The 24,334-nt window shown below is 42.2% G+C and carries 17 protein-coding genes; 9 read left to right on the plus strand and 8 right to left on the minus strand.

Annotated features, from left to right (window positions below; genetic code table 11):
• Positions 1–2 precede the first annotated feature (2 nt).
• Entirely contained in the window at positions 3–2,318 is a 2,316-nt protein-coding gene (locus RYH73_RS06955; protein WP_335313454.1) for a TonB-dependent receptor, read from the minus strand.
• Between the two features lie 104 nt (positions 2,319–2,422).
• Positions 2,423–3,391 (minus strand): lipid A deacylase LpxR family protein, encoded by a 969-nt coding sequence (locus tag RYH73_RS06960; RefSeq protein ID WP_335312694.1) that lies wholly within the window; start codon positions 3,389–3,391, stop codon positions 2,423–2,425.
• Positions 3,392–3,587: 196 nt separating this feature from the next.
• Here RYH73_RS06960 and RYH73_RS06965 point away from each other — a divergent pair, with 196 nt between their 5' ends.
• The 4 genes from RYH73_RS06965 (at position 3,588) to RYH73_RS06980 (ending at position 8,288) form a co-directional block, all read left to right on the plus strand.
• Positions 3,588–4,301: a 3-keto-disaccharide hydrolase gene (locus RYH73_RS06965; RefSeq protein ID WP_335312695.1), complete on the plus strand. Its 714-nt coding sequence runs from the start codon at positions 3,588–3,590 to the stop codon at positions 4,299–4,301.
• A 291-nt stretch (positions 4,302–4,592) separates the two neighbouring features.
• Entirely contained in the window at positions 4,593–5,480 is an 888-nt protein-coding gene (gene prpB, locus RYH73_RS06970) for a methylisocitrate lyase (protein WP_335312696.1), read from the plus strand.
• A gap of 71 nt (positions 5,481–5,551) precedes the next feature.
• Positions 5,552–6,712 (plus strand): bifunctional 2-methylcitrate synthase/citrate synthase, encoded by a 1,161-nt coding sequence (gene prpC, locus RYH73_RS06975; protein WP_335312697.1) that lies wholly within the window; start codon positions 5,552–5,554, stop codon positions 6,710–6,712.
• Positions 6,713–6,836: 124 nt separating this feature from the next.
• The gene (locus RYH73_RS06980) at positions 6,837–8,288 is read left to right on the plus strand and encodes a bifunctional 2-methylcitrate dehydratase/aconitate hydratase (RefSeq protein WP_335312698.1); all 1,452 of its coding nucleotides are present in this window, start codon (positions 6,837–6,839) and stop codon (positions 8,286–8,288) included.
• A 106-nt stretch (positions 8,289–8,394) separates the two neighbouring features.
• Here RYH73_RS06980 and RYH73_RS06985 read toward each other — a convergent pair whose 3' ends face one another.
• Positions 8,395–9,354, minus strand: a complete 960-nt coding sequence (locus RYH73_RS06985) for a hypothetical protein (protein ID WP_335312699.1) — start codon at positions 9,352–9,354, stop codon at positions 8,395–8,397.
• Positions 9,355–9,465: 111 nt separating this feature from the next.
• On the opposite strand from RYH73_RS06985, the gene RYH73_RS06990 reads away from it, so the two are divergent.
• The 3 genes from RYH73_RS06990 (at position 9,466) to RYH73_RS07000 (ending at position 11,124) form a co-directional block, all read left to right on the plus strand.
• Complete coding sequence (locus RYH73_RS06990; RefSeq protein ID WP_335312700.1) at positions 9,466–10,176, plus strand: porin family protein; 711 nt, start codon at positions 9,466–9,468, stop codon at positions 10,174–10,176.
• A 132-nt stretch (positions 10,177–10,308) separates the two neighbouring features.
• Positions 10,309–10,479 (plus strand): hypothetical protein, encoded by a 171-nt coding sequence (locus RYH73_RS06995; RefSeq protein ID WP_335312701.1) that lies wholly within the window; start codon positions 10,309–10,311, stop codon positions 10,477–10,479.
• A gap of 198 nt (positions 10,480–10,677) precedes the next feature.
• On the plus strand, positions 10,678–11,124 hold the full coding sequence (locus RYH73_RS07000; RefSeq protein ID WP_335312702.1) for a soluble adenylyl cyclase-like protein: 447 nt from the start codon (positions 10,678–10,680) through the stop codon (positions 11,122–11,124).
• 269 nt (positions 11,125–11,393) lie between these two features.
• On the opposite strand, the gene RYH73_RS07005 is transcribed toward RYH73_RS07000, so the two are convergent.
• The 5 genes from RYH73_RS07005 to RYH73_RS07025 all read right to left on the minus strand — a co-directional run bounded on the left by RYH73_RS07005 (position 11,394) and on the right by RYH73_RS07025 (position 20,112).
• The gene (locus RYH73_RS07005; protein ID WP_335312703.1) at positions 11,394–12,797 is read right to left on the minus strand and encodes a c-type cytochrome domain-containing protein; all 1,404 of its coding nucleotides are present in this window, start codon (positions 12,795–12,797) and stop codon (positions 11,394–11,396) included.
• A 4-nt stretch (positions 12,798–12,801) separates the two neighbouring features.
• Positions 12,802–13,722: a sugar phosphate isomerase/epimerase family protein gene (locus tag RYH73_RS07010; protein WP_335312704.1), complete on the minus strand. Its 921-nt coding sequence runs from the start codon at positions 13,720–13,722 to the stop codon at positions 12,802–12,804.
• A gap of 18 nt (positions 13,723–13,740) precedes the next feature.
• A complete protein-coding gene (locus RYH73_RS07015; RefSeq protein WP_335312705.1) occupies positions 13,741–15,249 on the minus strand; it encodes a DUF1501 domain-containing protein in 1,509 nt (502 codons plus the stop codon).
• Positions 15,250–15,254: 5 nt separating this feature from the next.
• Complete coding sequence (locus RYH73_RS07020) at positions 15,255–17,990, minus strand: DUF1553 domain-containing protein (RefSeq protein WP_335312706.1); 2,736 nt, start codon at positions 17,988–17,990, stop codon at positions 15,255–15,257.
• A gap of 295 nt (positions 17,991–18,285) precedes the next feature.
• On the minus strand, positions 18,286–20,112 hold the full coding sequence (locus RYH73_RS07025; RefSeq protein ID WP_335312707.1) for an alpha-1,3-galactosidase-related protein: 1,827 nt from the start codon (positions 20,110–20,112) through the stop codon (positions 18,286–18,288).
• A 245-nt stretch (positions 20,113–20,357) separates the two neighbouring features.
• On the opposite strand from RYH73_RS07025, the gene RYH73_RS07030 reads away from it, so the two are divergent.
• Together RYH73_RS07030 and RYH73_RS07035 are read left to right on the plus strand one after the other, a co-directional pair.
• Positions 20,358–22,763: a glycoside hydrolase family 95 protein gene (locus RYH73_RS07030; protein ID WP_335312708.1), complete on the plus strand. Its 2,406-nt coding sequence runs from the start codon at positions 20,358–20,360 to the stop codon at positions 22,761–22,763.
• A gap of 49 nt (positions 22,764–22,812) precedes the next feature.
• On the plus strand, positions 22,813–24,219 hold the full coding sequence (locus RYH73_RS07035) for a DUF3943 domain-containing protein (RefSeq protein ID WP_335312709.1): 1,407 nt from the start codon (positions 22,813–22,815) through the stop codon (positions 24,217–24,219).
• The last annotated feature ends 115 nt before the right edge of the window (positions 24,220–24,334 follow it).

Here is a 24,334-nt window from a genome sequence, read left to right on the forward strand (position 1 = left end):
GCTTAAAATTTAAAATTCCAAGTTACCGACGGTATAATGCCAAACAAGGCAACTTTGTATGCTTCGGTAATATTAGCATCGTTTTTATTCTCCCTAAAATCGATAATATAGGCATTTTTACGATTGTAAACATTGTAAAGTCCGAAGGTCCAGCTCGACTTAAAACGCCCACCCGGTTTTGACTCCAGGGTTGCTCCCAAATCCAATCGATGATAATTAGGCATACGATAACCGTTGCGTTCCGTATAATACCACGTAGATTTTCCGCCAATGCTGTATTTTCCACTTGGAAAGGTAACCGCATTACCGGTGTAATAAACAAAAGTTCCGGAGAAGCTCCAACGATCAGAAAACTTATACATCCCTACAATCGCTATATTATGAATGCGATCCTGCCTTGCCGCAAACCAGTTGCCATTGTTGACCTCATCGAATCTCCTTTTACTTCTCGATAAGGTATAACTAAGCCATCCATTCAATCTACCCGTTCTCTTCTTTAGCAAAAACTCGATCCCATAAGACTTACCCACACCATAAACCAACTCAGCTTCTACATGCTCATTCGCCTGTAAATCAGCTGCATTTTTATAATCGATCTGATTTTGCATGTCTTTATAATAAACTTCGGCAGCGAATTCATATTGATCATTATCAAAATTTCGATAGTAACCCAATGCACCTTGATCTGCTATTTGGGGTTTTATATTATTGCTACTCAATACCCAAGCATCTGTTGGCAACGAGGAGGTTGTATTGGTTAATTGATGTAAGTTTTGTGTATTCCGATTATAAGAAGCTTTCACACTGCTATTTTCATTCAGCATGTAATTGACCGAAAAGCGCGGTTCGGGGTTCACATAACTCTTCACCAATTTACCGCTTCCGTATATCCTTGTTTGAATGATATCACCCTCTGCATCGTAGGTATTAAATTCGCCCGGCCCCATCAATAAGAATGAATTTAGTCGAAGCCCATATATAAAACTTAGACGAGCGGTTGGTTTCCATTCATGCGAAATATAAGCGGCTAACTCGTATCCCTGCCTATTTTCAATCAGCAGAGAATTAATATCCGATTGCGCTGAAGCGTCGATACCTGCAGGCGAGATCTCCTGCCGCATTAAGTTCAAGCCAAAACGTAGATTGCTGTGGTTACTGGAAAAATAATGAAAATCCTGTTTCAAATTCAGGTTTTGTATACGCGAATTGATTTTCAAATCGTTATTATCGGTGTACACACCAACATTATATTTAAAATCACTGTAGATCAGGGAAGTATTTGAAAAAAGCCGACTACTGAATACATGATTCCATCGCAGCGTTCCGGTAGCATTGCCCCAGTCAAAATCGAAATCACTGGCATAGCCCAACACATCTTTTCCAAAATAACCGGAAAGGTAAAGTGTATTGTTTCGATTCAACTGATAATTAGCCTTTAAATTCAAATCATAAAAATACAACACACTGTTGTTTACGGAAGTATCGGAGGAAAGCTTCAGAAACAAATCAGCATAGGTACGCCGTCCGCTAAGCATAAAGGATCCTTTTCCTTTTTTAATGGGCCCCTCCACCTTCAGTCTTGAAGCAATGAGACCTATCCCTCCGTCCATACCAAAGCGTTGGTTATTGCCGTCCAGCATATTCACATCCAACACCGATGCCAAGCGCCCGCCATACTGTGCGGGCATCCCCCCTTTATAGAGATTCACATCTTTAATCGCATCTGAGTTGAATGTAGAGAAAAAACCCAGCAAATGAGAGGCGTTATAAACCATGGCTTCGTCCAATAAAATCAGGTTTTGATCGGTCGTTCCTCCGCGCACAAAAAAACCGCTATTCCCTTCACCTGCACTTAACACACCAGGTAGCAATTGAATTGTTTTCAAAACATCGCGTTCCCCGAATAGGACAGGCACATTATTCACCTCCTTGATACTGATTTTGTTAACACCCATTTGCGGGCTCTCAATCTGCTCTCTACTTGATACCGCATTAATTTCCACTTCCTCTAGCTGGTTGGCCGGAGCTAATGAAAAATCCAGACGAAGATCTTGATTTAAGTCGACCTCCTGCTCCTGCAACGTGTAGCCCACGGAGGACACCTGAACGGTATAGTTTCCTTTAGGCAAGCTTAGAGAGTAAAAACCATAGGAATTCGCACTGACGCCGGAAGCGCTTTCCTTCACTTTAATACTGGCACCAATGAGTGTTTCACCACTGGAAGCATCTCTAACGGTTCCACTAAGTGTTATTTGTTGGGCGAAGGAAAAGGAAAATAAAAAAAGGAATATGTTGACTAATACAATAAAGGGTTTCAAGGCCTCTGCGTTTAATATGAATTGATAAGCTTCTCGTTTTATACTTTTCCATAGACGTAAAAAACCCGGAAATGTTACAAACAAATTACAATTTATTGCGCCCGTTAAAACGCATAGCCGATAGAGAGGGAACCAAACTGGTGTGCGGTGGCTGTGCTTTTAACTTCTTTTGTATTAAACTGAAGATGTGCATCAATGGTTAGCCGTCGATGTGCATAAGTAAATCCGACGACTTGGCTCAGCATCCACGGTTTAATGCCAAATGTAACGGGCCCCTTTTCATCCAGTAACATCCCCCCTTGTATACTGGCATCGTATAGTCGGTAAAACAACATCGGCCGATAGTAAAAATACCGTTCTTTATTGACCACTTCTCCTTTCCGGAATAAGCGACTTCCGGTATATGCCGATTCGTACAAGGCATTGATCTTACCCAACCTCAGTACAGGACCGATACCGAGAAAAGTTTGATTCAGTCCCAAAGACATGCTCGAATAGAACTGAAGATCCATTTTACCCGAGTTACTCCGTAACCATAATCGACTGTAATTTGCACGCAAATCAACCGTAAAATTGCCACGCAACTGATAATCCCAACCACTGATTTCATAAAAACCAAATAAATTATGAAAACCTTCCTGCATCTGTTCACCAAATGCACCTTTCCCATATAATCCCGTTTCTATCCCAAGACTTAAATGCGATTCATCTTGATAAAACCGGCCTTGATTTATACTTGCATATAAATAGGCTGTAAACGGTCGATCCATATATTGGATCTCCGTGGAGCCATTGTAGGCATTGTACAACTTGTGTCCGACGGTAATTTCCCAAATCTTCTTCTTAACGCTTGTAGCATGGAACGCTTTATTGATCAATTTGCGGTAGTTGAAATCAATGCCATTGGTATAATATTGATCTTGATTAATAAATAAATAGGCATCATTATCACTATGAATCGACAATTCATGCAATAATTCCGTTTGCGCATGTCCGTCATACGTGGTTAAACATAAAAAAATACACCATCCTATTAATAGGAAACGTGTATGGTTGATCGATCGTAAGCTCATGAAGTCGAGCCAAACTTATACAAATTGAAAATATTAGTCAAGATGAATGAAACAAAGTTGTTAATGAATTCCTAAATATGACAAAACAACTTCAATTTTCCAGAGATTTTTATATCTTGCGCAAAAACGTTTTAATAGTTAACCGCTGTAAACGAATCAGAACTAAAGAACAACAAACAACATTAAGAAGAAACAAATGAAGAAGATTTCACTAAGTATCTGTGCCTGTTTATTTTTGGCCACAGCTACCTTTGCTCAAAAACCAAATGCCTTAACCTCGAAAGAGAAGAAAGATGGCTGGGTGCTTCTATTTGACGGCAAATCGACAACAGGATGGCATACCTACCAAAAAGACAAGGCCTCAGCAGCTTGGTCCGTTAAAGATGGGGCTCTGGTGTTCGATCCAACAGTTGACAAAACGGAGAAGGGCGACTTGGTAACCGATGCGGAATATGAAAATTACGATTTGACCATCGAGTGGAAAATAAGCGATGGAGGCAATAGCGGCGTTATTTTCGGCATTCATGAAGATCCAAAGTTTGGAGCAACGTACCAAACAGGGATAGAAATGCAAGTTTTGGATAATATTAACGCAGGCGACCGATTTATTCCGAATCACTTGGCAGGTTCGTTATATGATTTAATCGGAGGACCGGACGTTTCCAAACCAAAACCTGTTGGTGAATGGAATCAGGCCCGCGTTTTATATAATAAGGGAGAAATTACTTTATGGTTAAACGGCGTGCAAACTGCTCATGTAAAAAAGGGTTCGGACGAATGGAATCAATTGATCGCTAAAAGTAAATTCCACGATTGGGAAGATTTCGCTAAATATCCTAAAGGAAAGATCGCCTTACAGGATCATGGCAATGTAGTCTCCTATAGAAACATCAAAATCAAGCAATTATAACAGGGATTACCTTCGGTGAATCCCTGTTGGTCAGTTTCGCCTTTAACATACAGATGAAGGTGTTTAGATTAAAAGAACGATTTTTTTGTCACTTTCTTCCGCAGACCACGAAGTAGCTTGAATGTCATTAAAAACGAACAAGTGATGAAAAAAGTTGATTAAAAAAATCGTTCCTTTTATAAGCGTAAAATTCTTGACAATTATAATTAGCTTATACGCTTCTTAAATAAAATTTGTAACTTGTTTGGCCACCTTACTTTGTGTATGGTGGCCAATTTTTTTAAACACTATATGATGAACAATTCTTCTGCAGGATTACGCTTTAAAGAAGCAATGAAAAGGAATCAACCGCTACAGATTGCCGGTGCGATCAATGCCAATCATGCTTTACTGGCTACACAGGCGGGCTTTCAAGCATTGTACGTATCTGGGGGCGGAGTAGCTGCAGGCTCTTTGGGAATTCCTGATTTAGGAATCACGAACTTAGAAGATGTACTGATTGATGTAAACCGGATTACCAATGTTACGGACACGCCCCTTTTGGTAGATGTGGATACCGGTTTTGGCCCATCGGCTTTTAACGTTGCCCGCACGGTAAAATCACTCATTAAGGCGGGTGCTGCGGCCTTGCATTTAGAAGATCAAGTGGGGGCCAAACGGTGTGGTCATCGACCTGGCAAAGAGGTGGTAAGTGCAGCGGAGATGACGGATCGGATTAAAGCGGCCGTGGACGCACGCACCGACCCCGATTTTCTCATTGGTGCGCGAACCGATGCGCTTGCAAGTGAAGGAATTGAAAAAACGTTGGAACGGGTGAAACGCTATCGAGACGCGGGTGCCGACTTTATATTTGCCGAAGCTGTTCGTGAAATTCATCTCTATGCCGAATTTGCCAATGCAAGTAACCTGCCAATATTAGCCAATATAACCGAATTTGGCATGACGCCCTTATGGACCGCTGCCGAACTCGGTGCAGCTGGCGTTCAATTGGTTCTTTATCCTTTATCTGCTTTCCGTGCAGCCAATAAAGCTGCGCTGAAAGTGTATAACCACTTGTTAAAAGATGGAACACAGCAAGCGGTTATCGATGATATGCAAACGCGTGAAGAACTTTATCAAAGCATCGGCTATTACGATTTTGAAGCAAAAATCGACAATTTATTCAAGAAAGCACCCTAGCGTGCAATCCGTATTATTATTCGAACAGGGCCGATCCCACCTTATAAGAAAAACATGAAAACCCAATAGTTATGACAGCAGAGAACCCGCAATTCAAACCAAAAAAATCCGTGGCCTTATCCGGCGTCTTAGCCGGAAATACGGCTTTATCTACTGTAGGACGAAGTGGCAACGATCTCCATTATCGGGGCTACGATATTTTAGACCTGGCTGAAGGTGCTACTTTTGAAGAAGTTGCTCATTTACTTATACACGAGAAATTGCCAAACACCGCTGAACTTACGATCTACAAAGCGAAGTTAAAGGCCTTGCGAGGCTTGCCTATCATTGCAAAAAACATATTGGAGCAGATTCCCGCCGCGGCCCATCCGATGGACATTCTACGTACCTATACTTCTCTTTTAGGCACGATATTACCTGAAAAAGACGATCATAACCTAGCGGGTGCCCGCGATATTGCAGATAAGTTAATGGCTTCTTATGCCTCTGCCTTGCTCTACTGGTATCACTACTCGCACAATGGCAAACGTATTGAGGTCGAAACAGATGACGACAGTATTGGTGCCCACTTTTTGCACCTTTTGCACGGCAAAGAGCCAAGTCCATCCTGGATTAAGGCGATGCAGATTTCCTTAAATCTTTATGCCGAGCATGAGTTCAATGCTTCGACCTTTACGGCGCGCGTCATCACAGGGACCGGATCGGATATTTATTCGGCCATTACAGGTAGTATCGGAGCCTTGCGGGGTCAAAAGCACGGTGGGGCGAATGAAGTCGCTTATGATATACAGAGTCGGTATGCAGATGCGGATGAAGCTGCTAGTGATATTGAAGGTCGATTAGCGAAAAAAGAGGTGATTATTGGATTTGGTCACCCAGTCTATACCATAGCCGATCCAAGAAATATCGTCATTAAACGTGTAGCAAAATCCTTGTCAGAAGAAATAGGTGATCTCAAATTGTATAAAATAGCGGAACGAATCGAAACACTTCTGTGGGAAAAGAAGAAAATGTTCCCCAACCTCGATTGGTTTTCCGCTGTTTCTTACCACATAATGGGTATCCCTACCCTATTTTTCACGCCCTTGTTTGTTATTTCACGGGTAAGTGGCTGGAGTGCCCATATTATTGAGCAACGACTGGATGGGAAGATTATCCGTCCAAGCGCCAATTATATCGGACCTGAAAACAGGCCTTTTGTACCGCTTGACAAACGGGGAATTGGTTATTAGTTGTTAGTTGTTAGTTGTTAGTTGTTAGTTGTTAGTTGTTAGTTGTTAGTTGTTAGTTGTTAGTAAAATTTACTTTTTACTTTTTACTTTTTACTTTTTACTTTTTACTTTTTACTTTAAAAAAATGTCATCTCATTATTCCAATGAACGCCCACCTGTTGATCAGGTTATTACCGACATCGTCAATTATGTCTTTGATTATAAAATAACGAGTGATCTAGCAATTCAAACCGCCTATCATTGTTTCTTAGATACCCTTGGGTGCGGGTTTGAGGCCCTCACCTATCCTGCCTGCACGAAGCTTTTAGGTCCTATTGTAAAGGGTACAGTCGTTCCGAACGGTGCGAAAGTACCGGGAACCTCCTATCAGTTGGATCCCGTACGGGCCGCTTTTAATACCGGGACAATTATCAGATGGCTCGACTTTAACGATACTTGGTTAGCCGCTGAATGGGGGCATCCCTCCGACAATCTAGGGGCTATCCTTTCCGTTACCGACTGGTTAAGTCGAGAGGCTATTGCTTCGGGTAAGTCGCCTTTCACCATCAACGACCTACTACATGCAATGATTAAAGCACATGAGATACAAGGTATTATCGCCTTAGAAAACTCCTTCAACAAAGTAGGGTTGGATCATGTCATCTTGGTTAAATTGGCATCGACTGCAGTTGTTGGGCATCTCTTAGGTTTAAGCAAGGAAGAACTTACAAACGCCATTTCCTTAGCTTTTGTAGATGGACAGTCGTTGCGTACCTATCGACATGCTCCTAATACCGGTAGCAGGAAATCATGGGCCGCAGGGGATGCTACCTCGCGAGCAGTGCAATTGGCATTGATTGCTCGCACCGGTGAAATGGGATATCCTTCTGCCCTTAGCGCCAAAACATGGGGGTTTTATGATGTTCTATTTAAAGGACAGCCATTTAAATTTCAACGCGCTTACGGTAGTTATGTAATGGAAAATGTTTTATTTAAAATTTCCTACCCTGCGGAGTTTCATGCGCAAACGGCAGTGGAAGCCGCCATGACACTTTTCTATCAGCTACAGGCGCAAGGAAAAACAGCCGAAGACATCCAGCAGATACAAATTCGCACCCACGAGGCGGCCATCCGTATAATTGACAAATCGGGCCCACTCCATAATCCAGCAGATAGGGACCATTGCTTACAGTATATGATTGCCGTGCCACTTTTATTTGGCCGTTTGACCGCAGCAGATTACGAAGATAATATTGCATTGGATCCCCGAGTAGACGCGCTCCGCAAAAAAATGAGCACCTTAGAAGATCCGCAGTTTACGAAAGATTACCATGATCCCGAAAAACGTTCGATCGCCAATGCCCTCACCCTTACCTGTGTAGATGGAACCGTATTGGAAGAGGTGCTCGTCGAATACCCAATTGGGCATAAACGACGGAGAGAAGAGGGAATTCCGTTGTTGCTTGCTAAATATAAAACAAACTTAACGCGAATCTTCGCTAAAAAGCAGCAGGATAAGATTTTGCAGGAATCGCTCGATTTCGAAAAGCTAATCAACTTACCGGTTTCCGATTTCGTTGATTTAATTACTTTCTAAATCGATGTCAGCATTTATAATAAAGTTTTGCCCACGTTGCCTTGGTGTTTACCAAGGTGACGCATAGGGACACCAAAAAAATGCTAAAATGAACCCGTTTTACCCCTTATTCGACTCCCCTTACTCGCAACATAATTAAGCTCGTATGAGGTATCCCCAATGTCGTACCCGGTTTGATCGTCAAAAGATTTTTAAGGTACACATCGATAATACCCTTTAACACTTTTTTTCGGGATTCGACAAATTCATCGCTCGTCACAAACTTTCCGAGGTGAACATTCCCCTTTCCATCTACCAATACGGAGAACGGGTAGTAAAAATCCTTATAGGCTTTGTTGATTACAATATTGTATTCGGGATATAAATATTCGTAGGCGGCACTCTGGTTCAATCGTTCCGTTTCGCTGAAGACGCGTCTTTCAACCGTTATATTAGGGTTTTTGGGAATAAATTGCACCGGGTTTCTCGCTGCAAAAGCACTATCAATAACCGTAGGGTTTGCATTCGCTATATTAGATCTCCATTGAATAAAAGCCGTATCATTGGATCGAGGTTTCCTAAGTTCTTCTACCGTCGTTTTTAAGCTATCTCGAATAAACCGTTCTGAATAAAGTTTCATATATACATTTGATCGGGCCTCCTTCACATGCTTACTTACGACCGTTAAACGTTGCAATAGAAGGCTATCCTTTGCCAAGCTACGCACACGAAACCATTCTCTTCCAAAATGAAAGATAGAGTCTTGATCGAAATAAATCGAATAATGCAGCATCGCGTTACTGTCCGGACTGAAAATTTTGACAGAATCGTTGCTAATAAAATTCAAAAACCAAATCGGTTCTTGCTCAAAACCTAAGGTATCGAAGGCCAAACCATTGTCGAAAGCCCTCCGAACCTCGAAAAAATTAGTTCCTGCAATCGGTGTAAAAGAAGGTCTGCCAGGTTCCAATTTCTCTTCATTATCCGAATGTTGTTTTTTAGCGGCAGGAGAAGAACAGGAAAATAAGAAAAAGAGGTTTAGCGTAAAAAGAAAAACGATAAAGTACTTAAAAAATCTCAATAGCATAGCGGAGCTTAAAATATAGTATAAAATTACGAAACAATGTCTATTCATCCGGTAAACAAAACAAAAGAAACGCTATTATTGTTACCTTAATATCTGCAAATCTATAAATCAATGATCAAAAAAACAGTTTTACTTTCGCTTTTACTGATTAATCTTCGATGCTTTGCCCAAGATATATATATCATTCCGCAAGTGGGCCTAAATGCAAACACCTACGATTTCGATGAGACTTCCTCTAATCTAAGTAATCAACGGTTCTCACCCGGTGTTTCTGCCGGCGTCGGCCTCAACATTGCACTGAATGAGTTACGAACCTTCATTCTGCAGCCCGAAATAAACTATAGTATGCGCAATAATCGAACCGATCATATTTCTTCCGGTAATGGAAACGAAGCGCTAACGATTAAACAGAAAAGTATGCTTCATTACTTGGAAATACCCTTACTTGCCCGTTTTGACTTTGGGATTGGCACCCGTTATTACTTCAACATTGGTCCATCCTTTTCCTATGCCCTGGGTGGCAGGGAGAAACTGGAAAGTGACGAGCCTCGGATTGATAGTTACAGCAGATCAGCCGATTTTGACAATCGTTTTAACCGGACTGATTGGAGTGCGCTCATTGGTGGAGGTTTTGAATTTCCCTTTAATGATGGTTTTTTAGTTTTAGATGCCCGCTTTGCATGGGGTTTTAAAACACTCTATAAATCCAGAGAGATAGAGCGTATAGACAGTAATGGCAATTTAACAGCTACCAACGTTGGCCCTGAAGGAAAGAATCGCATCTTTACATTGAGTATCGGATATGCACTCCCGCTAAACTAGTGAATACAGGTTCTTATTATTCTCGTTCGTGTAAGGTATCAAGGCTTTCGTCATGCGAAAAGCACTGTATGTGTAATTTTTTTTCATATATAAAAGCGTTTCTTACGTTTGTTAAATTAAAACAAAACAGTCATGCCTAACACTCAGAACCACCAAGAATTGGAATCTCTTATTAAAAGAAGAGAAAACATCAAAAATGAACTTTATTTATTGGAATTGGCAATCATGTCCATCGAGTTAAATGATGCATTTCATCCGAACGACTTCGGTTTGCCCATCAGGAGAACAGCACTTCCCAATTAATTCATTTTAATAATACATAAGCCTAAAGCGCCATTTTCATCGCTATATCCAATTTATAATAAAATATAACATGATGCTCTTGTTTATGTCACCATTAATAAACATAAACAAGGATATAATCGTGACAGCTAAACTTTTATAATATTTTAAAATGTTAAAATTTAGTTATATTTTTGTTATAAATCATAAGACATAGTAATGAAAGCTGAAAGTATAACAGAAAAACAAGTAGTTGAATTTCTAAAGCTGCGGCAACAACAGCTTAGGGAAGAACTTAAAAGTATTGAGGTCACGATCAACGCAATTGGACAATCAAAGTCAGTTAATTTTACGGGTGAAAGAGTAAAAAATGATTTATCCGAAGTGGATGATTCAGCAAAGAAGAGGAAAATTGCGGGTAAAGCGTTGACACCTCAAGACAACTTCAACGTCAATAGCAAGCTGGATCAAAAAATCAGTTATGCCCTTACTAAAATAGGATCTGGTTATAAAGACGATATTTTAGAAGTTTTAAACAAAGCGCAACCGGACGCCGATCCTTATAAAGTTGAAAAAGCGGTCGCTGTTCGCTTATCTTATTTATTAAAGAATGATTTCATTCAAGCTACCAAACATGGTAGAAGTTATAAATATAGCCTGAAATAACAGGCTATATTTTAAACCGTTCTTCTTTTTACGCTTCATTAATAAATAACCTTATTTTATAAATAAGGTGAATATTGGCGATGCATACCTTTTTCTTACTCCAATCAGAATTTATTCAAGTTTCCATTTAAATGGATCACCTTATTAATTGTGATTGTAAATCCATATCTTTCCGATATCGCCGACAGCAATTTGCGGATAAATTGAATTATTAACTCCAAATGCCTTCCCGTCAAAGGGTTGAGAATATACCTAAGAAATTATAATTTTCAATCAGCGGTACCAACCATTGTTGTATCACTTGCTAAGGTAGCTACCCGGTAACCACCTGTATCTAACGATACCTGAGGAAATTGCTTTTTTAGGGACGCTAAATCTACCGGGTCGACTGCTGTTTTATATAAATAAATGCTTTTTAAGTTTTTCAGGCCCTTCAAGGAAGATAAACCTGCAGCACTTACCTTTGTCTCCACCAAATTAAGTAAGTTCAGTTGCGTTAAACCTTTCAAATAAACTAAACCCTGGTCCGTAATTGCGGTAGCTCTCAAGTTAAGCTGCAACAGATTTTTAAGCGAACCCAATGCTTTCATATTTTCATCATTTAGTGATGTATAAGCCAGCTCCAGATAAACTAATTGTTTATCCATTTTTTTTACTTCTTCCAGTAAAGCAGGCGTTACATCAGTGGTAACAAAATTTACGGATAAGTAGTTGCTTCCTTGATGGATGGGTAGAACAACCACACCTGCATTTTTTAGTTTTTCGACCGCAGCTGCGTCAGCCGCATCCACCATTTTCGTGAGTAGATCGTTCTGCACTTCCTTGATCTTTGCACCGCCCGACTGGAAGACAGGAAGAATAGCGCTCATTTCCGGCGTAGGCTTCAGCTCCGCTACCGTTTTGTGAATATCCGCACCTTGGTTAACCCACCATTTTAATAACGCAATTTCTTCTTTGCTAAGCTGTGCTTTTTCTTTTGGTGGCATATGATCTTCATTATCTAAAGGTAATAATAGCCGTTTAATAAGTTCGCTTTCATCAGCTTTTCCTTCGATAAGCGAAGCACCGGCCTCTCCGCCTTTTACCATCAATTCCTTTGTATCCAACCGAAGCTTAGCTTTTTGCTTCGCTGCGCCATGGCAACTGTAGCAACGGTTCTTAAGCAATGGTTCAACGAGCTGCGGATACACCTTTGCCTGTTGAATATTGGGAACGGGCGGGATGGCTTCCTTACTAGTTGGCTCACCCTTTAGTGCCACCGTCAGGTAATCAGAACCATGAGTAAGCGATCCCCCATAGTGACCCGTTATGGTAATACCTATCAATAGCGCAGCACTCAGCAGACGGAGCGCAGATTCTTTAACAGGATATTTCAGCAACAGATACAGTAAGATCGCAATGATCGCTACAGCGATCCCAAACCATTGATGGAGTCCAACCAATTTTGCGTCATAGTCGCTCGTTTGTGACAATAAATAACCGCTAACGCAGGATACAATAGCACCAATGGCACCTAATAAATAGGTTAACGGAACAGCGGCACGAAGAAGGGCATAAGGTTTTAGGATGCTCAATAAATGAAATACGCCACCTAAAATCAATATACCGATAGGTAAATGGACAAGTACTGGATGAAAATGCCCAATAAATTGTTGGATGGTAAGAAGCTGCATGAATCTATTCGTATCTTTTGCGCAATAACTGCATCATATAAACATTAATGGCCCATTGATCCGCTAAAGGCTGTCGTGTATAAGGTAAGGTTGGTAAATAGTCCGGAGGGCCGAATTCTGTGAGCATAGTCATCGCCTCGCCTCTTTGTTTTTTGCGTGATACGACTGCGTCCCACCAACGAAGATGTGCTTCCATGGCCTGCTTCCATTCAGGTGCACGCGGATCGTTCACCTGTGGACCCTCTGCATGTCCAATGCGTGTATGAATATGATCGGCACGTTGGAGGGCCAATTGCACGGTCTCTGCCTGATCCTCCAGTAAACTTTCGTGAACAACACACCAATGTGAAATATCCAGTGTTAAACGTAAATCCGGGTGCTTCTCGATAAAACCACGCGCCACAGATGCGGCAAACAACATTCGGCCACGATGGGTTTCATGATAGATCGGAATACCGGTTTCTTTCGATTTTTTGACCGTATAATCGATAAATTCCGCATTTTCTTCGTACGTAAAATAATCCTTTCCCGAATGGCAATTAATATAAAGCGGGCGTTGATATCCATGACTCGAAGCGGCATCAATTTGTCTGCAAAAAGTGGTTAAATGCGCCTTCGCATCCGACCCGCTACCTGCGCATAGCAATCCCACTTGCAGCTGGTACCTCTCAAGTGCCGAGAATAATAGCTTTTGTGCTTCCACGGTTCCAGGCCACCATACTTCGATACCATCATAGCCTTCTTTCTTCGCCGCCGCACAAAAAGCGTCGACACTCCCCTGAAAGCCCCAGTCGGTAGCCATAAAAGTAAGCGAATAACCGACCTTGGATAGCACAGGCATCGATAGCTCAGTAAAAATTTCTTCCATCGGCAAAAATAAACCGGCCGTTGCGGCCTTTAAAAAGTGTCGTCGATTATGGGGCATCTGCAAATCGTTAAATCTTTAAGCAATAATATCATGAATGACCTTTCCAAATACGTCGGTTAATCGAAAAGGACGACCTTGAAAATCGTACGTGAATTTTTCGTGGTCGAAACCCAGTTGGTTCAAAATGGTCGCCTGTATATCAAAAGCTTCTACCTTACCGCTAACGGCGCTATACCCGATCTCATCCGTTTCCCCATAGGTAAATCCCTTTTTAATTCCTCCACCCGCCATCCAAATCGTAAAGGCTTCGGTATGATGATCTCTTCCATTGTAAGGATTGGTGACGCCATTTCGATTCTCCAACATAGGCGTTCTACCAAACTCGCCCCCCCAAACAACCAGGGTATCTTCCAATAATCCTCTTTGTTTTAAATCCAACAACAAGGCCGTAATCGGCTTATCTGTGCTTCTGCATTTATTCTTCAAACCAATATTCAATGAGTTCTGTGGGCCATCGCCATGCGCATCCCATCCCCAATCGAAAAGCTGTACAAAACGTACCCCCTTTTCTACCAGTTTGCGGGCCAGCAACACATTATTGGCAAAACAGGCCCTTCCTGGTTGTGTCCCGTACATATCATGAATATATTGAGGTTCGTTATCAATATTCATGACCTCTGGTGCTGTCACCTGCATACGGAAAGCCATCTCATATTGCGAAATGCGCGATAAAATTTCGGGATCATTATAATAGGCATATTCCTGCTCATTGGAAGCATTGATGGCATCGATCGTTGCCTTCCTTAAATCCCGATCCATCCCATTCGGATCTTTAATAAACAGCACCGGGTCGCCTTCGCTCCGACACTGAACACCCTGGTAAACTGAAGGTAAAAAACCGCTCCCCCAAATGCTTTTTCCTGCATCCGGGAAACTGCCACCGCTGGTGAGGACCACAAAGCCCGGCAAATTCTGATTTTCAGTACCTAAGCCATAGGTAACCCAGCTTCCCATACTGGGTTTACCCAAACGGGCGCTTCCTGTATGCATAAGCAATTGCGCGGGAGCATGATTAAATTGATCCGTTGTCACAGCCTTCAAAAAGGTTACTTCATCTACTATACTCGAAAAGTGAGGCAAATTATCGCTCACCCAAGCTCTACTTTCGCCATGTTGCGCAAATTTAGCCTGTGGTCCCAACATCTTCGGAACACCTGTGATAAACGCAAACTTCTTCCCTTTCAACAAAGACTCCGGACAATCTTGTCCGCTCATTTTCTCCAGTTCAGGTTTATAATCAAACAATTCCAATTGAGATGGTGCTCCGGCCATATGCAAATAGATTACGCTTTTAGCTTTGCCCAAAAATGGTGGCGACTTCGGCAGCAATGGATGAGCTGGATCGAACGCAACCGGTGTAGTACCTGCTGCTCGTGTACTACAGCTTTCCAACAATGAACCAAATGCTAATGCCCCTAGGCCCATCGCACTCTCCTTTAAAAAATGTCTGCGCGTATAAGCACGCAGTTGCGTATGATTGGCTTCTTTTATCAAACGGTGTAAATTCAGTTCGTCCCGTGTCATAAGTGCTAATTTTTAGTAACCACCTCGTCCAAATTAAATAGGGTATTTGCCACTACCAATAAGGCCGCGCTGCCAGCATCCTTTTTTGCATGTTTATCTAATAAAGAATCAATGCGATCCGGATGTGCCTTATACTGATCAAAGGCTGTTTGGTACAGTTGAGATAAGACCCCCAGCTTCTTCGCGGGTATAGGCTTGTACATAATCCATTCATAGCCTTTCGCAATCTGATCGCTGACCCGCGCTCCTCCCTCCCGCTGCATACGGTCAACGAAGTGCCGTGAAAGATCAATATAAGCTGAGTCATTTAAGGTCACCAGGGCTTGTAGCGGTGTATTGGTTCGAATTCGTCGCGGATTGCATACCACGCGTTGAGCACCATCAAAAGTAATCATAGAAGGATAAGGTGCCGAACGTTTCCAGTAAGTATAAATAGCCCGACGGTAGCGATCATCTCCCACTGCATTTTCCCATTTGGCGCTATTGTAAGGTGAATTCCATATGCCCTCCGGCTGCCAAGGCATTACCCCTTTTCCATACATTTTGTTACTGAGCATGCCGCTTGCCGACAAAAATTGGTCACGTAGTTGTTCGGCGCTGAGTCGCATACGCGGCCCCCGTGCATAGAGCTTATTAAACAAATCCTTTTCCCTAAGCTCCTTACTTATCCGGGAGTCTTGTCTGTACGTTGCACTCATCATGAGTTCTTTTACTAATCGCTTCACGCTCCATTTGTACTCATGCATAAACTGCCAGGATAGATAATCGAGTAATTCGCGATGCGTCGGATCCATGCCTTGCGTGCCCATGTCCTCCAAGGTTTCCACAATACCGGTTCCGAAAAGCTGCTCCCACACACGGTTCACCATGGTTCGTGAAAGCAAGGGATTTCGCTTATCTGTCAACCACATCGCCAGTCCCATTCGGTTTTTCGGTGCATCTTTCGGCATGGCATACTTAAACGCTGCCGGCACATCTGCCGTTACTTCTTTCCCGGGCGATATCCAAGCCCCACGTTCAAACACAAACGTTTTACGTTGCCTGTTCGTGGGGTTTTCCACCATAATGGGCGTCGTACTTGCAGGTGCTTGTACTAAGGTCCGGAAGTTCTGTTTTTGTTCTTCATAGCCAGCCTTTCCCTTGCCCGGAAATTGGTCGGTAAAATAAAACCAATCGAAAAATACGAGCGTCTCTTCGCTTTTGCCTTTACTTGCGTTTTGATAAGTGATATATACATCATGCACACCCTGCTGCATGGGAAAATCCACTTCTTGGATCTGATAGCCTTCTTTACCTTCTACCTGCCACGAAGCAAAAACAGGTCCGTCGGGCCTATCCAGACGCAGCTGCATACGTCCACCTGGTACTTTAGACGCAAAATGATAAATGAGCTTATCGACACGATTTAAATCCACTGCAGCAATCCGAGCAACACCCTGATTGCGAAAATAAAGCGCAATGTTGTTATTACCAATCACCGCATTGCGTAAACTATCTGTAGTAGTTGAATTGATAGTCGGTTGCCCTGTTTTTAAAAATTTGTAAATCTCAGCTGCCTTTTGTTCAGAAACATTTTCTTTAAGCCATTTTGTCAAGGTTTTCAATTTCAGTTCCATGTCCGGAGCGAACTGCTTCAATAACGGATATTCGCTCGGCACATCCTCATCACGCGAATTATTGAAATAGGCCATAAATTTGTAGTACTCATCATGCTTAATCGGATCGTAAGGATGACTGTGACATTGCACACAGGCAAAAGTGGTACTCAGTAAGCCCTCCCAGGTTGTATTCACTCGATCGATAATCGCCGCTACCCGATACTCTTCATTGCTAGTCCCCCCCTCGTCATTGGTCATCGAATTCCGATGAAAAGCCGTAGCAATATATTGCTCATCCGTCGGATTTACATAAAAATCACCCGCTATCTGCTCGGCGATGAAGCGGTCATAAGGTTTGTCTTCATTAAAAGCGCGAATTACCCAGTCGCGGTATTTCCAAATATTACGGGCTCCATCTGACTCGTAACCCTTTGTATCGGCATAGCGCGCTACGTCGAGCCACATGGAAGCCCATTTTTCTCCAAACGCCGGTGATTTCAACAAGGCATCTACCAATTTCTCATAAGCCTTGTTGGCATCTGGATCGTTCAGATACGTTTTAGCAAGCGCAGGCTTGGGCGCCATCCCAATTAAATCTAAACTTGCCCTTCTAAGTAAAGTGGCACGATCGGCCTCCCGAGTAGGTTTTAAGCCAGCGTCGTCTAGCTTCTCATAAATAAAATGATCAATTTCGTTATGCGCCCAGTCTTCACCTGTACTGGGCACATCTACCTCCTGAACAGGCAGATAGGCCCAGTGTTCCCCCCACTTTGCTCCCTGCTTGATCCACTTTTTGAAAACACCGATCTCTTCTTCACTCAACGGTTCGTGCTTGTATGGCATACGTTCCTCCGCATCCTTCGCCAGCAAACGCTTGATAAACTCACTATCATCGGGGTTACCTGGGATAATAGCTGGTCTGCCACTGTTGGTAGCAGCCATGGCCTCTTCCTTAAAAAGCAAGCTAAAGCCTCCTTGCTGTTTTACCCCACCATGACAAGATATACATTTCTTATTGATAACTGGTTTAATTTGTGTGTTGAAATCAATAGGATCTTCGTGGGGGAAAGCAACTATGCTCAACACGACTACGACCGTTACAGCGAGTAAAACAAACAACTTTTTTCTACGGAATACCTTCATACTCTTCAGGTTTCTTACAAATGGCTATATAAATAATGGAGAAAAAACCTCCCATTTTTCTAGTCTATTTGTTATTAAAAATATACGAAACAATGAAAACTGTTTATCTTAATTGGTTTTTTGTACGTTTACGGCTAAATCTTAATCAATTTAGTACGTGTAAATATCTTCATAAATAATTTCACTACACAGACAAAAGGCTTAAAAAACAAAATTAACTTGAAACGGAATATTTTCAATGGAGAATGTTTTCTAAAAAATGGATTATCTTACTGTATTAAGGAATGGCTTCTGATTAGCGCCCTATATATTTGACATCAGAAGCCTTATTGAACCCCTTATCAAATTGATTATCAACAATCTTTACATTCTTTACATGTTCAAATAAAAAGGGTGACTGATTCCAGTGGAAAGCCTTATAATCATCATTATGTTTCACTGTATTCTGTTTGAAGAGGAGGCCGTCCACCGATTTAGCATATACCAAAGGGCTGTCAAAAGTTTCAAATTCATTTCCTTCAATCACAATACCATGGTGGAAGAACTTCGTCTGATGGGCTAAATCGGGAATTTCAGGATAAATAGAAATGACGGCGTTGGTAAATTGAAAGAGGTTCGTTAACGCATTTACAAAACGATTATGACGAATGATGACATCATGACACCCCCCCGTTTCGAACCAGCCATTGCAATCGCCGCACAGCAAAATAGCGGTACCTGATGTATGATCAAAAAGGTTATTCTCCACAACCGTTTTCTTTGGCGTGCTGAATAACGCGCCCCTCGCCCTATTATTGCGCACAACATTATTTGCGAAGAAAATCTCCGGCGTCCACTCCAGGTTTTCCATGCCAAAAGCACTTTCTTCGTTAATGATGGGATCAATTGGGTTTTTGAAAACAATTTCAAAGCACTTAGCGCCATCGTAGGTCGGCCTATCGACCGGTTTAATTCGCTCAATGTAATTGATCGGGGCTACCGTTTCCATCGTCTTCGCCGCAATAAATTGAACAGCATCACCGCTACGCCCCCATTCAAAACCATATGATTGTGGGTGCATATAGGCACCTACTAATGTATGATCATCTTTATGACCGACCACTTTCAGATAGGTACCATGGACATTAATAGCATCATCCATCATACCCTCATACAACCCATCGGTGGAGATGATCTTCCCCTTACAACCGGAGAAATGCGTGGCATCAGCCTGGGTAGTAAAATAACGAGGATCATTTGGACCGCGAAGGTTCACCGAGAATTTATTAAGCCTAATGTTCTCAGTTACTTGAGCCAATAAGCCCATGCCTTCGGCATAATGAACAGCTATTCGCTCGAGTAATATGTTTGTTCCATGATACACGAAAACACCGGGCGCAGGTCGTCCAGCGCCCCGTAAGGCAAGAACAGTTCCGGGAACAAGTTTACTATTTTTCCAGTTTCCAGCCTGAATAATTCCAGGACGAATCTCCCGAACCTGCCGCATTTTGACTTCGATATCACTGGTATTAAATACGATTCTCTTCGTTTTCTCTTCAAACGCGATACCCGAACCCGGGTTATGCTCCCAGCCTTCGCCCATATGATAAAACACACCATTCTCGATCCGGTATTTCATCCAAGGAGCCATTTGCAGGCTTATCGTTCCCTTAATGGTATCGTTTTCCAGCACGATAGCTTGACCAATGTGCGGTGATTCAAAATCGATATGAAAATTTCGTAGTGTCACTTGTCGACTGTCAATCAATGAGACGGGTAACATTCGGCCATGGAAAATCAAATCAGCACCTTGACCGTCAAAAGTCATATCACTGAGCTGTTCAAATGGCAATCCGACAATTTTGGGATTATCCTGATCATGATTTGAAATATAATAGCTTCTTTCCGTTGCCTCTTCTGGATAAAAATCGTAACGGCCGGCACATAGAGTCAATAAAAGAGGTTTTCCCTTCGGATGCATTCTTGTGATCTCTTTTAAGGCTTTCACAAATAGTGGTGAGCTGTTTTGCCGGGTGTTAGGATGCAGCCCGTAGTCTTCCAAACGGTAACGCACCGTATCCTCTTGTGCAAAAACGGCACATAGAATTAAACAACAGTATACACTAAGGAAAAATTTCTTCATGGTCATCATCGCTAAATTGGTTAAATATCTTGGACAAAGAGCCCTAAATGCAAGCATAGGTATTTTGATTTAAGCAAACAAGTCGTTGACAAACGCAACCGATTGATTAAAAAAGTGTAAGAATAAGCAATTAGGCTAATTTAGTTGAAAATATTGCTAATTTTCATGCACAAGATGCCATCAATATTCTTTAGTATTGCTTCGCAATAGCGTTCAGCGTAAGCTAAACTATAATAGATCTAAATATGAAATTCAATCAATATTTCACAAACTTTGTTTTACTTATTTGCCTTTGTAATTGCGCTATCGGTCAAAGTAAGAATAAAGGGAAACTTTGGTATACCAAGCCCGCGAGTAAATTTGAAGAAGCGCTTCCATTAGGCAATGGCCGTATAGGTGCCATGGTTTATGGAGGAATTAACGAAGAGCGATTATCCCTCAATGAAGTAACCCTGTGGTCCGGTAAACCAGTTGACGAACACGAAATCAACCCGCAAGCAAAGGATTATCTGCATACAGTACAGCAGGCTCTTTTTAACGAAGATTATCAAACAGCGGATTCATTGATACGCTTTATGCAGGGCTCATATTCTCAATCCTACGAACCTTTAGGCAATTTATTTATAGCTTTTAAGCAGGAAGGCACACCTACCGATTTTAGACGCGAATTAGATATCAACAAAGCTATTTCCAATGTTTCCTATCACTTAAACGGAACCAATTACCGTCGGGAGGTTTTTGCTTCACATCCTGATCAACTGATTGTAATCCGGTTAACAGCTGAGGGGAAAGATCAGTTGAATTTCAGCTGTCGCTTCACCAGTTTGCTCCGGGCAAAAAGCCAGGCGCAAGGTTCCAGTTTAGTTATGCGCGGTTGGGCACCTATCCATACGGAACCCAATTATCGTAATCGGGAAAAAACTCCTGTTGTCTATGACACCCTAAATAGCATGCGTTTCGCCTCTGTACTAAAAGTCTTGAAGAATGATGGACAAACAAGTTGGCAAGACACCTCACTTAGCATCTCCAACGCGAAGGAAGTGGTCCTGCTTTTATCAATGGCTACTAGCTATAACGGCTTCGATAAAAATCCCGGCAGAACAGGAAAGGATGAATTGGGCAGTGCACTTTCCTATCTAAAGCAGGTAGAAAAAAAATCCTTTACGTCGTTGGAAACCCAACATATCCAAGATTATCGCAATTATTTTGATCGTGTTTCGATCGACTTAGGGCATGCGGAGAAAGAAAATCTACCGACTGATGAACGGCTTAATCATTTTGCCAAGGGTACAGCGGATAATGGCCTCATAGCTCTTTTTTACCAGTATAGCCGATATTTACTCATCAGCGCTTCACGTCCAGGAGGACAACCTACCAATTTACAGGCGCTTTGGAATGAGATTGTGAGGCCACCCTGGAGTAGTAATTATACCACCAATATCAACACAGAAATGAACTATTGGGGTACTGAAGTCGCGAACCTTCCGGAAATGCACCGGCCTTTGTTTGATTTTATCGGCCGTTTGGCACAAACCGGCGCTGTCACTGCTAAAAATTATTATCATACTAGCGGTTGGGTATGTCATCACAATACGGATATATGGGCAATGACGCATCCTGTTGGTCATTTTGGCGAGGGACATCCCTCGTGGGCTAACTGGCAGATGGCGGGCGTTTGGTTAAGTACTCATTTATGGGAGCATTTTGCTTTTACAATGGATGTTGATTTTTTACGCAAGCAAGCTTATCCCTTAATGAAAGGAGCCGTCGATTTCTGTCTGAGCTTTCTCATCACTAATAAAGACGGTTACTTAGTGACTGCCCCGTCGACTTCGCCCGAAAACATCTACATAACCAACAAAGGCTATAAAGGCGCTGTACTGTATGGCAGTACTGCGGATATAGCAATGATCCGAGAGCTTTTTGTGGATTACTTAAAAGCCGCTGCGGTTTTAAAGCAAGACAAAAAAACACAACAAGCAGTTAAAAATGCATTGGAGAAGCTCCCGCCTTATAAAGTTGGTAGAAAAGGCAATTTACAAGAGTGGTATCACGATTGGGAGGATGCAGAACCTCAGCATCGTCATGTATCCCACCTATTTGGATTGTATCCGGGAACTACGATAAGTGATGCATCTACACCGGAACTGGCGAGAGCAGTGCGAAAATCATTAGACATTAGAACCAACGAAAGTACCGGTTGGGCAATTACCTGGCGCATCAACTTATGGGCAAGACTACACAACAGCACCATGGCCTACGACGCGTTAAAAAAGTTATTCCGCAACGCCAATGACCCTGAAATTGTAAAAAGAGGTGAAGGGGGACTTTACCCGAACCTATTCAGTACTTGTCCTCCTTTTCAGATCGATGCTAATTTTGGCGGTGGGGCCGGTATTTCGGAAATGTTACTGCAAAGCCACCAAAACTTCATTGAACTACTGCCTGCTCTACCCAAGGAATGGCCACAAGGGGAAGTTAAGGGTTTAGTTGCCCGAGGAGGTTTTGTCATGTCGATGCAGTGGCATAATGAAAAAATTGTACATGCGAGCGTATTCTCCAAAAATGGAGGTCTCTGCCGGATCAAATATGGCGACCATTATCAAGAACTACAAACGGAAGCTGGCCAAAACTACACACTGAAATTATAGAAATGTAGCGCTATGATGAAAGTTGTACAATTCTATTATTTTTGTTTATATGAAGTCATGGTTGATTCTTTTCTTCTTTTTATTCTTTATAGCAAAGGTTTCAGCGCAGACTTTTAAATCCTTTCACTTACCGGATAGCACACAGCGCGACTCCACGCTTTACGACATCAAAGCTTTTAAACCTGAAAAGCATTTTTTCAGAGCTTCGGGCGAACTGCTCTTGGTCCAGTTGATCCCCTGGACTTATGATCATTTTATCCGTAAAGAGGATTGGACTAAAGTAAGCTTCAAGAGCATCGGACATAATCTCAATTTTTCTAATTGGGAATGGGATGATAATAGTTTTCTAGCAAATCAATTCGCACATCCCTATCATGGAAGTTTATACTTCAATGCATTTCGTAGCAACGGCTATAACTTCTGGCAATCATCCGCGGCGGCATTTGCGGGCAGCTTCCTGTGGGAAGTAGCCGGTGAAACAAATCCTTCAGCCCCCAATGATTTTATTAACACAAGTTTTGGCGGACTTTCACTAGGCGAAATGACACACCGGTTGGCAAATGTTATCATCAAAAGAAAGCACCGCGGTAGTAGACGTACCCGACAAGAACTGCTGGCAATGGCCATTAATCCGGTAAATGGCTTTAATCGAATTATCAGCGGCAAATGGGGTAAGTATAACCCCTATGAGGCCGACGATACAACACGTATTACTGCCTTTTTTGATCTCGGGTACAGACGCACCAGCACACGTATTGATGATATACTGGACCGTGGTAAAAATGAAATATTCGGCCGGCTTGAACTTGCTTATGGCGATCCTTTCGAGGATAACAAGCGTGCTTTCGATAATTTTTTTGTCATGGCTGAAGTAGGACAATCTGATTCTGCCCGTTTAAATACTTTACGTGTTCAAGGCCATTTAGCAGCAAAAGAAATTGGCCAGGCGGGCAGTCGAAATCGATTTTTAACACTGAATGTCAACTATGACTATTATAACAACTCAAAGTTTGAATACGGAGGACAATCCATAACAGGCCAGCTCTTGAACCGTGTACCCCTCTCCACCCGATCGCGATTAGTCACGGCAGTTGGTGGTGGTGTCGTGATCCTAGCGGCTGTGCCCGACCACTATATGTATTATGGAGAAGGGAGAAATTACGATTACGGACCGGGGATAGGTTATCACGCCTCTACCTGGTTTAATTACGGGAAGTATTTTTTCGCTAATCTACAATATCGCGGCGGTGTTTTTTGGACGATAAATGGACATGACTCTTATTATTTTCTGCATGCGTTCACAGCACAAGGACGTGTCAATATTTATAAGAATTTAGGAATTAGTAGTGAATTTGGTTTATATCATTTGGAAGGCCACTACAAAGAATTCGATGATGTGAATGACTACTATCCTTACTTTAGGCTTTCTGCGAGTTATCAAATCGGTTTACAGTAACGGGGAAACAATCATTGAGTCATTTCAAAACGCTCAATGTCAACTTGGGAAACCTTCGTTCATATCAACTCCTAGTCGTCCAAAAACAGCTATAATAATGCAAGTGCTTAGACTA

Origin of the sequence: Olivibacter sp. CPCC 100613, from assembly GCF_036959255.1 — a bacterium.
Classification (GTDB): Bacteria; Bacteroidota; Bacteroidia; order Sphingobacteriales; family Sphingobacteriaceae; genus Olivibacter.

What these genes read in the sequence shown, in the direction of transcription:
- RYH73_RS06960 (WP_335312694.1), bottom strand. Translation starts at nt 3,391, where the DNA reads ATGAGCTTACGATCGATCAACCATACACGTTTCCTATTAATAGGATGG.
- RYH73_RS06995 (WP_335312701.1), top strand. Translation starts at nt 10,309, where the DNA reads ATGCCTAACACTCAGAACCACCAAGAATTGGAATCTCTTATTAAAAGA.
- RYH73_RS07005 (WP_335312703.1), bottom strand. Translation starts at nt 12,797, where the DNA reads ATGCAGCTTCTTACCATCCAACAATTTATTGGGCATTTTCATCCAGTA.
- RYH73_RS06965 (WP_335312695.1), top strand. Translation starts at nt 3,588, where the DNA reads ATGAAGAAGATTTCACTAAGTATCTGTGCCTGTTTATTTTTGGCCACA.
- RYH73_RS07030 (WP_335312708.1), top strand. Translation starts at nt 20,358, where the DNA reads ATGAAATTCAATCAATATTTCACAAACTTTGTTTTACTTATTTGCCTT.
- RYH73_RS07010 (WP_335312704.1), bottom strand. Translation starts at nt 13,722, where the DNA reads ATGCCCCATAATCGACGACACTTTTTAAAGGCCGCAACGGCCGGTTTA.
- prpC (WP_335312697.1), top strand. Translation starts at nt 5,552, where the DNA reads ATGACAGCAGAGAACCCGCAATTCAAACCAAAAAAATCCGTGGCCTTA.
- RYH73_RS07035 (WP_335312709.1), top strand. Translation starts at nt 22,813, where the DNA reads ATGAAGTCATGGTTGATTCTTTTCTTCTTTTTATTCTTTATAGCAAAG.
- RYH73_RS06980 (WP_335312698.1), top strand. Translation starts at nt 6,837, where the DNA reads ATGTCATCTCATTATTCCAATGAACGCCCACCTGTTGATCAGGTTATT.
- RYH73_RS06990 (WP_335312700.1), top strand. Translation starts at nt 9,466, where the DNA reads ATGATCAAAAAAACAGTTTTACTTTCGCTTTTACTGATTAATCTTCGA.
- RYH73_RS07025 (WP_335312707.1), bottom strand. Translation starts at nt 20,112, where the DNA reads ATGAAGAAATTTTTCCTTAGTGTATACTGTTGTTTAATTCTATGTGCC.
- RYH73_RS06985 (WP_335312699.1), bottom strand. Translation starts at nt 9,354, where the DNA reads ATGCTATTGAGATTTTTTAAGTACTTTATCGTTTTTCTTTTTACGCTA.
- RYH73_RS07015 (WP_335312705.1), bottom strand. Translation starts at nt 15,249, where the DNA reads ATGACACGGGACGAACTGAATTTACACCGTTTGATAAAAGAAGCCAAT.
- RYH73_RS07000 (WP_335312702.1), top strand. Translation starts at nt 10,678, where the DNA reads ATGAAAGCTGAAAGTATAACAGAAAAACAAGTAGTTGAATTTCTAAAG.
- prpB (WP_335312696.1), top strand. Translation starts at nt 4,593, where the DNA reads ATGATGAACAATTCTTCTGCAGGATTACGCTTTAAAGAAGCAATGAAA.
- RYH73_RS07020 (WP_335312706.1), bottom strand. Translation starts at nt 17,990, where the DNA reads ATGAAGGTATTCCGTAGAAAAAAGTTGTTTGTTTTACTCGCTGTAACG.